This is a genomic window from Thalassolituus sp. UBA2009 (genome assembly GCF_002335285.1).
Lineage (GTDB): Bacteria > Pseudomonadota > Gammaproteobacteria > Pseudomonadales > Oceanobacteraceae > Venatoribacter > Venatoribacter alkanivorans.
In genome coordinates this window covers 1-12206 of record NZ_DDCJ01000068.1, presented here as the reverse complement: position 1 = coordinate 12206, position 12206 = coordinate 1, and the positions used below count along the sequence as shown (strand labels likewise).

Sequence of the window (12206 nt, the reverse complement as noted above, 5' to 3'; positions counted from 1 at the left end):
TAAGCGAACGAACAGCAACGCAGAATGAGGAATTTTTAGCCATAACCCTTCGGGCTGAGGCCCGTTTTCCCCATTAACGTCGTCGTTCGTCATTCATTTAGCCCGCTAATATCACTCCTCTCTCCTTGTTCTGAGAAAAACTGGCTCTCAGCAGGCCCGATTCACTTAGTGTTAACAGGCCCTTGGAGTGGATTTCCGCGTGCGCGGTTTTTTCGCGCCTTCTGGCTGTGGCACGGCACTGTCGGTATGCACGGCGATCACCTCCGACTCCAGCCAGCCGCTGTGTAAGCGACTATGGATGCGCTGGCCTGCAGCAATCTCACTGGCCTGCTGCACCACACGGCCATCGGTTTGCTGGGTAATAGAGTAACCACGGCCAAGAACGTTCAACGGACTCAGGCTGTTCAGCAAATGCGCCTGAGCGGCCAGTTGCTGCTGGCGCTGGGTCAGCCGTTGCTGAATCAGGCGGGTAAATTGTTTTTCCAGTAATGCGACCTGTTGCTGGCGTTCACGCAACAGGCGTTGCGGGTGTTGATGCACCAGTGCCTGCTGCAGCTTCTGCAGGCGGTGATAACGCTGCTGCAGATCCTGTTGCTGTGCCCGTTGCAGACGGATCTCCAGCTGGTCGAGATGTTGCGCACGGTTTTGCAGCAGGCGGCCCGGTGCGCGCAGGCGTTGCTGAATACGCAACAGGCGTTGCTGTTGCTGCTGCAACTGTCGCTGCATTCCACGCTGCAGGCGCTGATGGATCAGCTGGATCTGACGAATCTGCTGGCTCTGATCCGGACTGAGCAGCTCGGCGGCGGCTGACGGAGTTGGTGCTCTGACATCGGCGACAAAGTCGGCAATGGTAAAGTCCACTTCATGGCCAACCGCGCTGACAATGGGCAGGCGCGAATGGTGAATGGCCCAGGCCACGGCTTCTTCGTTAAAACACCACAGATCTTCGAGGGAACCACCTCCGCGGCCAACGATTAACACGTCGACATTATTGTCGCGGTTGGCACGCTCAATGGCGGCAACGATGTGTGCCGTGGCGTCACGTCCCTGTACCGGGGTCGGGTAAATATCAATCTCAATCGTCGGGCAGCGACGGCGGAAGACCGTCAGCATGTCATGAATGGCAGCACCGGTCGGGGAGGTGATAATGCCAACCCGGCGTACTGAGGGCATGGGCTGTTTGTATTTGTCATCAAACAGTCCGGCCATGGCCAGACGATCTTTTAACTGCTGAAACGCCAGCAGCAGAGCACCTTCGCCAGCGGGTTTCATCGCATCCACGATCAGCTGGTAGTCGCCACGGTTCTCATACAGGCTGACTTTTGCGCGCAGCTCAACTTTATCGCCTTCTTTTGGCATAAATTTCAGCAGGGCGGTGCGCGAGCGGAACATGGCACAACGCACCTGAGCGCCACTGTCTTTTAAGGTGAAGTACCAGTGGCCGGAAGACGGACGTGACAAATTCGAAATTTCTCCTTCAACACGGACATTGGCGAAAGAAACTTCCAGTAATTGTTTGGCACGCTGGTTCAGCTGGCTGACGGTGAAAATATTGGTGGCTTGCACAAAAGTGAAAGATATCGGTTGTAAGATGTGTTCAGAGGTTGCCATGCTCAGACCGTATTGGCCAGAGATTTTCTTTTGTGTATCAAGGATGTGCGCGGGTTCACTATTAAACTTTTATCCTTATTGATGGCATAGACAGAATGGTTATAACGCGCTAGTGTTAACGCCTTCAGCGCAAGCTGAATCAAATTTTAAATAGGCTGACACAAGGATATAGCCCATGAAAAAGTTTATCGCAGGTGCAATTCTGGTTTCTTCTTCCACTCTGGCGTTTGCCGCTAACCCATACGCTGGTTGTGGTCTGGGCTCAGCTGTTGTATTCCCAGATGCTAACGAATGGCACGAGCACGTACTGGCTGCTACCACCAACGGTACTTCCGGTAACCAGACTTTCGGTATGACTTCCGGTACTCTGGGTTGTGAAGGCGCTAACGGCCCTCTGAAACTGGCTCAGGCGTTCATGGAAGACAACATGGACCAGCTGGCTCTGGACGCTGCTAAAGGTCAGGGCGAAACTCTGGCTGCTCTGGCTGAAGTAATCGGTGTTGAAGCTCAGGACGCTGCTGCTTTCAACCGCACCATGCAGTCTAACTTCGACAGCATGTTCAACGCTGACGCTACTTCTGCTACTGCTTATGAAGCTATGACTTCTGCAATGGCACAAGACGCTGCTCTGCAGAAATACCTGGGTTAATTCCGGTATTGGGGACTGTTCACTCTGAGTAAACAGGCCCTGATAAAAAAGCGCGCCCCGGCGCGCTTTTTTATTGTCTGAATTTTATGCATTAAAAAAGAAGGAGAGATAACGCTATGCGCTGGTCAGGGATACTGGGGCTTTGTGGATTTTTAATGGCTGCATCGTTCGCAGCGCGTGCTGGAGCAACATCTCTGCCAGACGATGACGCATTGCAAGCATTGGCTGAAAAACCACAATGGGCGCATTTACTGCATTATCGTCTTCACCCGCTTAAAGGACGTCATCTGAGTCAGAATGACAGCCCGGAATTTTTTCTGGCTGCCGATGGCAAAGAAGATCCGGCGGCAGAATTAAAAGCCGACCTGAATGCTTTTTTACAAACTAATCAGGCGGATGATGAATCGGCGCAGTGTCAGTTTCCTGCACGTTATCATTGGTTAAAACAACAATTACCGGACGTGGCATTTACCGATCAGCGCTGCCCGGCATTTGAAGAATGGCGCGACGAACTCGACGCCCATGCCTTAACGCTTATTTTTCCGGCTTCCCATATTAATTCTCCCTCCTCGATGTATGGCCACACGCTGGTGCGTATGGACCGCGCCGATGATTCGCGCAGCAAATTGCTGGCTTACAGCGTTAATTTTGCCGCCAATGCCGACCCAACCGATAACGAACTGGTATTCAGTTATAAAGGTTTAAGTGGTGGTTACCCCGGCGTGGTATCGGTGATGCCGTACTACGTAAAAACCAATGAATATCAGCACATGGAATACCGCGATGTGTGGGAATACCGGCTGAATTTCAGCAAAGCCGAAGTGGACCAGTTTGTGCGCCACATCTGGGAAACCAAAGATACCTATTACGATTATTTTTTCTTTGACGAAAACTGTTCTTATCGTCTGCTGGCATTACTCGATGCCAGTTCAGAACGCGCCGATTTAGCCGAGGCTTTTACCTATAAAGCAGTGCCGGTCGATACCATCCGCGCGTTATGGCAAAACGACCTGGTGGAAAATACCGAATACCGTCCTTCAGCTGCCAGTGATATGGAATTTAAAAGCACTCAGGTGAATGACGACGTGCTGGCTGCGGCGCAGGCTCTGGTCGACAGCGACGAGGATATCGAAAGCCTGATCGCCGGTTTAAATGCACAGGATCAGGTGCGTGCACTGGAACTCAGCCACGCTTATGCCCGTTATCTGGCAATCAAGAAAAAGCAGGCCAATCCGGTGTTGCGTAAACGCACCCTGGCCTTACTGTCAGCCCGGGCCAAACGTCCGGCGACGGCGGATTTTGCCGATGTGCCAATGCCTGTTGTGCGTGATGATCAGGGCCATCTCACTTCCCGTGCCGGCCTCTGGGGCGGGCAGGTGAGTGCATCTGGTGAGACTCAGGCCTACAGCGATCTGAGCTGGCGTATTGCCTATCACGACGTCCTCGATCTGCCGTCCGGTTTTGTTCCTGGCTCACAGATTCAGATGGGGCAGTGGGATCTGCGTGTCTGGGAAGATGAAGGCGTTAAGCTGCAGCGCTTTAAAGTGGTGGATGTGCTGTCGCTCAGTCATCAGACCTATTTTCAGCGTCCGGTAGCCTGGGCGGTAACCGCCGGTGCCGAGCGTTTTCTGGGTGCTGAGGCCGAGCTGCATGGCTATTTAAAAGTGGCCTTTGGCCGGGCTTACCAGACGGCGCTTGGGCGCTGGTATGGTCTGGCAGAAACCCAGCTGCTGGCGGATAACCAGTTTGAAGATGGCTACCAGCTCAGCTTCGGCCCGCGTGTTGGCTGGCTGTTGCAGCACGAGCAGGTGCAGGCACAGGTCGAAGCCAACTGGCAGCCGCTGAATACCGGTGATGACACCGTACGCCGCAGCCTGCGTGCCGAGGGTGGTTATGCGCTGGGGCAGAATCTGCAGTTACGCTTAAAAGCTGAACGTCAGTTGTTTGCCACTGATGCCGGCACCGCAGGTGTCAGTGAAGTCTCCGCCGGTATGCAGTGGTATTTCTGATGAGACAGGTGGTGCGGGTATTACGCAGACCAATTAGTCTGGCACCGGCGCTGCTTATTGTGCTGATGCTGGGCGGTTGTACCGCCACCACCGGCCTGTTTTTCTATCCGCAGACCGTCTGGATCTCGACCCCTGCCGATGTGCCACTGCCTTACGAAGACATTAGCCTCCGCGCCCATGACGGCACCCGGCTGCACAGCTGGTGGCTGCCGGCGCAGGGCGAAGACAGCGGTATTATGGTGCTGTATCTGCACGGCAATGCCGAAAATATCAGCAGCCACAGCCGCAGTATTTACTGGTTGCCGCAGCAGGGCGTCAGCGTGCTGGCACTGGACTACCGCGGTTTTGGTGCCTCTGAAGGGCAGGCACTGATGCCCGATGTGCTGCAGGATATCGAAGCTGCTACACAATGGCTGCGCACGCAGCATCCGGATAAACAGCTGGTGGTGTTAGGGCAGAGTATTGGTGCGGCGCTGGCGATTAATTTTGTTGCCCGTGCGCAACAGCAGTATCAGATTCAGGCGCTGATTCTCGATGCACCTTTTACCGGCTTTGGTGCGGTTGCCCGCCATGCAATGAGCAGTAACCTGATTGGCTGGCTGATCTGGCCCTTTACCGTTCTGGTACCCACCGACTGGGACCCGGAAGATTATGCGGCAGATATTACGATCCCGACGCTGATTATGCACAGCGCGGATGACCGGGTGATTCCCTATAAACAGGGGCGCGAAATTTATACCCGTATGAGCACGCAACGTGCGCAACAGGGCCCAGAACAGGTTAGCGCCGCACCGGCGCTATGCTGGCTCGACAGCCGCGGCGGCCATATTGCCTCTTTTGCCTTTGCCGATCTGCGCGAGGCGACCTTCAGTTTCCTGCAAACTCAACGCTGTCCGGCGTTTACCGCTCCCTGAGCTTTCGTTATAATGCTGCGCCTTTCCCATACCCTCGTTCTGGAAGGCACTTTATGTTGCGAATCGCTCAGGATGCACTCACCTTTGATGACGTGCTGCTGGTTCCCGGTTATTCCGAAGTTCTGCCCAATCAGGTTACCCTGAAAACCCGCCTGACCCGTGGCATTCAGCTCAACATCCCGCTGATCTCCGCCGCCATGGATACCGTAACCGAAGCCCGTCTGGCCATTGCCATTGCACAGGAAGGCGGTCTGGGTATCGTACATAAGAACCTCACCATCGAAGAACAGGCCGCGGAAGTCCGTAAGGTTAAAAAATTCGAAAGCGGTGTGGTTAAAGACCCTATCACCGTACCAAGCACCACCACCATCCGTGAATTGCTGGAGCTGACTCAGCTGCACAACATCTCCGGTATGCCGGTAGTGGATGGCGATGAGCTGGTGGGTATTGTGACCAGCCGTGACGTGCGTTTTGAGAAAAACCTCGACGCCACCGTCGCCAGCGTAATGACCCCTAAAGATCAGCTGGTTACCGTTCAGGAAGGCACCAGTGCCCAGGATGTACAGGACCTGCTGCATATTAACCGTATCGAAAAAATTCTGGTGCTGAATGCCGCAGGCAAACTGGCCGGTCTGATGACGGTAAAAGACATCGATAAAGCCCGTGCTTACCCGAACGCTGCCAAAGATGACCAGGGTCGTCTGCTGGTCGGTGCTGCGGTGGGTACCGGTGCTGGTACCGACGAGCGTGTTGCTGCGCTGATAAAAGCCGGTGTTGACGTGATCGTGGTGGACACTGCCCACGGCCACACCTCCAATGCCTTTGGTACCGGTGTTATTGACCGTGTGCGCTGGGTAAAAGAAAACTACCCGCAGGTGCAGGTAATTGGCGGTAACATCGCCACCGCCGAAGCGGCGATTGCGCTGGCTGAGGTCGGTGTTGACGGCGTGAAAGTGGGTATCGGCCCGGGTTCTATCTGTACTACCCGTATCGTTGCTGGTGTGGGTGTACCACAGATCTCCGCCGTGGCTAACGTTGCCGCAGCGATGGAAAAATACGGTATTCCGGTGATTGCCGACGGTGGTATCCGTTTCTCCGGCGATATCGCCAAAGCCATTGCCGCCGGTGCCAGCGTGATTATGGTTGGCTCCATGCTGGCCGGTACCGACGAGGCACCGGGTGAAGTGGAACTGTTCCAGGGCCGTGCTTATAAGTCTTACCGTGGTATGGGCTCGCTGGGCGCCATGGATCAGTCGCAGGGTTCTTCTGACCGTTACTTCCAGGACAAAAAAGCCGGTGCCGATAAACTGGTACCTGAAGGTATCGAAGGCCGTATCGCCGTTAAAGGTCCGCTGACCAATATCGTGCATCAGCTGATGGGCGGCGTACGTGCCTCCATGGGCTATACCGGTTGTGCCACCATCGACGAAATGCGTACCAAACCACAGTTTGTGCGCATTACGGCCGCAGGGATGAAAGAGTCCCACGTGCACGATGTGCAGATTACCAAAGAAGCGCCAAACTACCGTCTGGGTTAACACTGGCGGGCTTTGATTTTTCTGGGGATGCACTGCATCCCCGCTTTCGTTTTACGGGAATTAGTTATGTCTCAAGACATTCATGCTCAACGTATCCTGATTCTGGATTTCGGTTCACAGTACACCCAGCTGATCGCCCGTCGTGTGCGCGAAATTGGTGTGTTCTCTGAAATCCGTGCCTGGGATATGGACGAAGCGGAAATCCGCGAATACAACCCAACCGGTATTATCCTGGCCGGTGGCCCTGAGTCGGTTACCGAAGAAGGTTCGCCACGTGCGCCGGAAGTCGTGTTCAATATGGGGCTGCCGGTACTGGGTATCTGCTACGGCATGCAGACCATGGCAGAACAGATGGGCGGCAAGGTAGAAAGCTCCACCATCCGCGAATTTGGTTACGCCCAGATTGCGGTGGAAGGTAACAGCCGTCTGCTGCACGACATCAAAGACCATGTCGACGCCGCCAGCGGTAAAGCCCTGCTTGACGTATGGATGAGCCACGGTGACAAAGTGGTGCGCATGCCGGAAGGCTTCGAGCTGATGGCCTCAACGCCAAGCTGCCCGATTGCCGGTATGTTCCACGCTGAGAAAAACTTCTTCGGCGTACAGTTCCACCCGGAAGTAACCCACACCCTGCAGGGTAAGCGTCTGCTTGAACATTTCGTACTGGAAATCTGTGGCTGTGAAGCGCTGTGGACACCAGCAAAAATCATCGAAGATCAGATTGAAAAAGTCCGCGCTCAGGTTGGTACGCAGAAAGTTCTGCTGGGCCTGTCCGGTGGTGTCGATTCTTCTGTGGTTGCCGCGCTGCTGCACAAAGCCATCGGCGACCAGCTGACCTGTGTGTTCGTTGATAACGGCCTGCTGCGTAAGAACGAAGGCGACGCGGTTATGGATATGTTCGCCAAAAACATGGGCGTACGTGTTATCCGTGCCGATGCCGAAGCACTGTTCCTCAATGCACTGGCAGGCGTATCTGAGCCTGAAGCCAAGCGTAAGATCATTGGCGGTAAATTCATCGAAGTATTCGATGCCGAAGCCACCAAACTGACCGACGTAAACTTCCTCGCCCAGGGTACGATTTATCCGGACGTGATTGAATCAGCGGCTTCCAAAACCGGTAAAGCCCACGTGATTAAATCCCACCATAACGTTGGCGGTCTGCCGGACGATATGAAGATGGAACTGGTTGAACCACTGCGCGAACTGTTTAAAGACGAAGTGCGCAAAATCGGTCTGGAACTGGGTCTGCCATACGATATGGTTTACCGTCATCCTTTCCCGGGTCCGGGTCTGGGTGTCCGTATTCTCGGCGAAGTGAAAAAAGAATACGCCGATATCCTGCGTGAAGCCGATGCCATCTTTATTGAAGAGCTGCATAACTTCGACTGGTACCACAAAACTTCCCAGGCCTTCGCGGTATTTATTCCGCAGAAATCCGTGGGCGTTGTGGGTGATGCCCGCCGTTACGAGTGGGTTATCGCTCTGCGTGCGGTAGAAACCATCGACTTTATGACCGCCCGTTGGGCGCACCTGCCGTACGAGCTGCTGGAAAAAGTATCGAACCGTATTATTAACGAGATCGAGCATGTTTCCCGCGTGACGTACGATGTGTCGAGCAAGCCGCCAGCGACGATAGAATGGGAGTGATACTGAATTGAATAGATGTCTCTCTATCTCTTCGAGGTTTTCTAATCGTTGGGCTTGATGGAAACTTGTAAAGGGCAGGGATGCCTTTCATTCAAATCTGAAATCAGATTTTTAGATGTGGTGATATGCAGCAGGGGATGCTTGCTTCTATATGGTTTGTATTGTGTGTGATTTAATTTATAGAGAAGTGGTCTATATATTTGTGCAGTACAAAAAAATAATTGTTTTGCTCATGTGTGGTTGAATTACTACATTCCGAGATGATTTATTGGGGCGTAAGATAAATTGATTCATCTAAGCTGGCCTATAGGGCTGAGGTTGATGGCCTTCGGGCTATAGCTGTTGTTGTTGTAATTTTATATCATGCTCAGATGGTGTTCTTTGGGAAAGATTGGTTTGAGGGTGGTTTCTTAGGGGTGGATGTATTTTTTGTTATTAGTGGTTATTTAATAACAAGAATTATATTGTCTGAGTTGCAGGATTCCGGTTCGTTTAGTTTTTCGACTTTCTATGAGCGAAGGGCGCGAAGAATTCTTCCTATGCTTTTTGCTGTTATTTTGGCATCTATTCCTTTTGCTTGGCATGGGCTTTTGCCAATAGATTTTGTCGCATTCTCTAAAAGTGTGTTGACATCTATATTCTTTGGGTCAAATTTCTTTTTTTACTTAAGTGCGACTGAATATGGGGCTGATAGTGCACTGTTGAAACCCTTTTTGCATACCTGGAGTTTAGGGGTTGAGGAACAGTTCTATTTGCTTTTTCCACTTTTGGCTATTGCTGCATATAGATACTTTCGGCGGTATTTTCTTTGGATTGTAGTTTTTCTTTCTGTTCTTAGTCTGATGTTCGCACAGGTTATGGAAGTAAGAGATCCTGATATGAACTTCTATCTACCATTTAGCCGTTTTTGGGAGTTGGCTGTAGGCGCTATTCTTGCTTACAGGGAGCTGTACTTTAAAACAGAAAAGAGCTACTTCCTTGGTTTGCTCATGCCTGTTTTAGGGGTTTTTCTAATAGCTGCTTCGGTTCTTTTCTTTGATGGGAAAACACCTCATCCGGGTTTTTATACCATTATTCCAATTATTGGCGTTGCGTTGGTTATTGGTTTTGCAACGGTCGATGTGGGCGTCGGAAGACTTTTAGGCAGTCGGTCGCTGGTTGGTGTTGGTTTAATTAGTTATTCAGCATATTTGTGGCATTTCCCGATTTTTGCCTTTGCTCGCATGGGAGGTAATGTTGAGGGTAATTATGATAAGCTTCTTCTGATTTTCTCTACGTTTCTATTATCTGTTGTATCGTATTTTTTCATAGAAAAGCCTTTTCGTAATCGGTTCTCGATGCCAATTAAGAGGTTGATTGGTATCCTGGGTGTTGTTGGGGGGGGGGATCGTTGTATTTATGTTCTACTCCATATATTCCGGTGGACTTTGGTCGCGATATAGTGTGCCGGAGCAGGAAATGTTGAAAGGTATGGTGTATTACGAATATAAAGCACTTAAGCATCCTGAAGGAAAAAAAGGTGAGCTTTTCCTGACTCATGGGTTGTCTGATGGTTGTAATATGAGGAACCCTGAGGATGCTTGCAGGTATGGTAATGAAAAAATTGTATTTCTTGGTGATAGTTATGTTGGGCATCTGGAGCGAGCCTTCGTTGATAGGATTAGACCTTTAAAACTGGGCTTTATATCCTTTAATTATGAGCAGTGCCCATTTGTTGGTGATGATCTCTGGTTCTTCCGGGCTGAGTGCTCGGTGGTGAATGAGTTGCGTCGAGATATCATAAAAAATTTTAAGGACCGAAAAATATTCATCGTGTCAGCGAATGAAGGGCAGTTTTTGGCCGCTAAGAGACGTACTGATGACCCGATAGGAGATGGATTGAAAAGACGGTCTGACGGTGATTTGGTAGATCCCTCTATTGTTTGGGAAAGCTACTTTAACAGTATTCGATGGTTGGTTGAATCCGGCCATAAAGTCGTTGTTGTTGGAACGATTCCTCCGACTTGGTTAAATGGAAATAAGTGGTTAGGTGATAATGTTAAATACTTGGCTAGCATGGATTTTCCAAATGTCTATAATCCATCAAGCCCTTCGGCGCTTAATGCGCAGGATGATAGCCGTTATCCAATATTTGATTCTGATAGTATTTTGATGATCAGACCCTCGGATATAATGTGTGACTCTGCTAGCGACCATTGCCTTGATGTTAAAGAAAACTATGGACCGCTGTATAGCGGAGGTGGCCGACATCTGTCCTATCTTGGAGCTGCTTTGATAGCTGATTCAGTTATAGATAGCTTATTGAAGAACGGTTGGATAGAAAATTAGTCTTCTAGCCTCTTTGTGCAGAAGCTGGTTGTCCATGTCGCTGCTTTTGTTTTCGCTTCAAGTGAAGTTGATCAGCAAAGGCAGCTACTCCCCACTTATTATCATTACGATAAATCACGGTTAGCTGTTGTTGCTTGGCTTATGGTATTTCTGTCGTGGACTGCTTCTATTGTTGGGTGGTGGTCGCTGACGATCCCGTGTGCTTTTGTAATTAATCCGCATCTTTAATGAATTCCACTAAGGCGATCACCGACTGCATTGCGAGGGACTGAATAGTGATTGTTTAGTCTTTCAGTGGGTGTTAGCCCAAACAGGGATGGCAATACTCATATTGGCAGCTAAAGTGTGCCCGATAGGCTGGATTGTCCTTATGTATATAGTCAATTTACAACCTGCAGCACTTCCTGATAAGCGCGCTTTTTTGTCTATACCGCCCCTTATTAAAGAATAAGGGGCGGGCAGAGTCCCATCAGATCTTCGCTGCTAAACGTACACCCTGATCAATCGCACGGCGCGCATCCAGCTCGGCGGCAACGTCGGCACCACCAATCAGGTGAACACTGAGGCCACTGTCCTGCAGTTCGTTAAATAAACCGCGCTCAGATTCCTGACCCGCACAGATGACGATGTTATCGACGTCCAGCACCTTGGCTTCACCATTGATCGTGATGTGCAGGCCCTGATCATCAATGAGGTCGTAGCTGACGCCCGGCATCAGTTTTACGTCGCGTGCTTCAAGCCCTGCGCGGTGAATCCAGCCGGTGGTTTTGCCCGGCCCGGTCAGTTTTTTCTGCTTACGTTGCAGCAGGAAAATCTCGCGCTGCGGCATTTCCACTTCGGGTGCTTTCAGACCACCGGCGGTGGCGTAGCTGGTATCAATGCCCCATTCCTGGTTGAACTTGTCGGTGTTGAGGCTGGCGCTTTCGCCTTCGTGGGTCAGGAATTCAGCCACATCAAAACCAATACCACCGGCACCGATAATCGCGACTTTTTTGCCGACGGGCTTACGGTCACGCAGTACGTCGAGATAGCTCATTACTTTCGGATGGTCGATGCCCGGCACGGGTGGTGTGCGCGGCACAATACCGGTTGCCAGTACGACTTCGTCGAAGCCTGCGGCTTTCAGTTCTTCGGCGCTAACGCGGGTATTGAGGTTGAGTTTTACCCCGGTCAGTTCGATCTGCTTACCGAAGTAGCGCAGGGTTTCGTAGAACTCTTCTTTGCCCGGTACGGTTTTGGCAATGTTGAACTGGCCGCCGATCTGGCTGCCGGCATCAAACAGCTCAACATGGTGTCCACACTGGGCGGCGGTAACGGCGAAGCCCAATCCTGCCGGGCCGGCACCGACCACGGCAATGCGTTTGGCGGCGGTGGTGTCCTGCAGTGGAATTTCGGTCTCGTGGCAGGCGCGTGGGTTGACCAGACAGGAGGTGATCTTCATGGCGAAGGTCTGGTCGAGACAGGCCTGGTTACAGCCGATGCAGGTGTTGATTTCGTCGGCGCGGCCCTG

General features: G+C 51.6%; 9 protein-coding genes. 7 read left to right on the top strand and 2 right to left on the bottom strand.

From position 1 onward, the window contains the following. Nucleotides 1-171: 171 nt before the first annotated feature. Nucleotides 172-1611, bottom strand: a complete 1440-nt coding sequence (xseA, locus tag B3P58_RS08360) for an exodeoxyribonuclease VII large subunit (protein ID WP_145470494.1) — start codon at nt 1609-1611, stop codon at nt 172-174. A gap of 175 nt (nt 1612-1786) precedes the next feature. On the opposite strand from xseA, the gene B3P58_RS08355 reads away from it, so the two are divergent. The 7 genes from B3P58_RS08355 to B3P58_RS08325 all read left to right on the top strand — a co-directional run bounded on the left by B3P58_RS08355 (nt 1787) and on the right by B3P58_RS08325 (nt 10696). Continuing rightward, the gene (locus B3P58_RS08355) at nt 1787-2260 is read left to right on the top strand and encodes a DUF3015 family protein (protein ID WP_145470496.1); all 474 of its coding nucleotides are present in this window, start codon (nt 1787-1789) and stop codon (nt 2258-2260) included. Between the two features lie 155 nt (nt 2261-2415). Continuing rightward, the gene (locus B3P58_RS08350) at nt 2416-4269 is read left to right on the top strand and encodes a DUF4105 domain-containing protein (RefSeq protein WP_286716966.1); all 1854 of its coding nucleotides are present in this window, start codon (nt 2416-2418) and stop codon (nt 4267-4269) included. Further along, nucleotides 4269-5183, top strand: a complete 915-nt coding sequence (locus tag B3P58_RS08345) for an alpha/beta hydrolase (RefSeq protein WP_286716964.1) — start codon at nt 4269-4271, stop codon at nt 5181-5183. Before B3P58_RS08350 ends, B3P58_RS08345 begins: the two co-directional genes overlap by 1 nt. Nucleotides 5184-5236: 53 nt before the next feature. Continuing rightward, nucleotides 5237-6721: an IMP dehydrogenase gene (gene guaB, locus B3P58_RS08340; protein ID WP_286716961.1), complete on the top strand. Its 1485-nt coding sequence runs from the start codon at nt 5237-5239 to the stop codon at nt 6719-6721. Between the two features lie 66 nt (nt 6722-6787). Beyond that, complete coding sequence (guaA, locus tag B3P58_RS08335; protein ID WP_286716958.1) at nt 6788-8368, top strand: glutamine-hydrolyzing GMP synthase; 1581 nt, start codon at nt 6788-6790, stop codon at nt 8366-8368. Nucleotides 8369-8652: 284 nt separating this feature from the next. Continuing rightward, nucleotides 8653-9810: an acyltransferase gene (locus tag B3P58_RS08330; RefSeq protein WP_349676584.1), complete on the top strand. Its 1158-nt coding sequence runs from the start codon at nt 8653-8655 to the stop codon at nt 9808-9810. Nucleotides 9811-9826: 16 nt separating this feature from the next. Then, entirely contained in the window at nt 9827-10696 is an 870-nt protein-coding gene (locus B3P58_RS08325) for an SGNH hydrolase domain-containing protein (RefSeq protein ID WP_286716956.1), read from the top strand. Nucleotides 10697-11165: 469 nt separating this feature from the next. Here B3P58_RS08325 and B3P58_RS08320 read toward each other — a convergent pair. Continuing rightward, nucleotides 11166-12206: FAD-dependent oxidoreductase (locus B3P58_RS08320; RefSeq protein ID WP_286716953.1), on the bottom strand; the 1041-nt coding region annotated here is incomplete at its 5' end.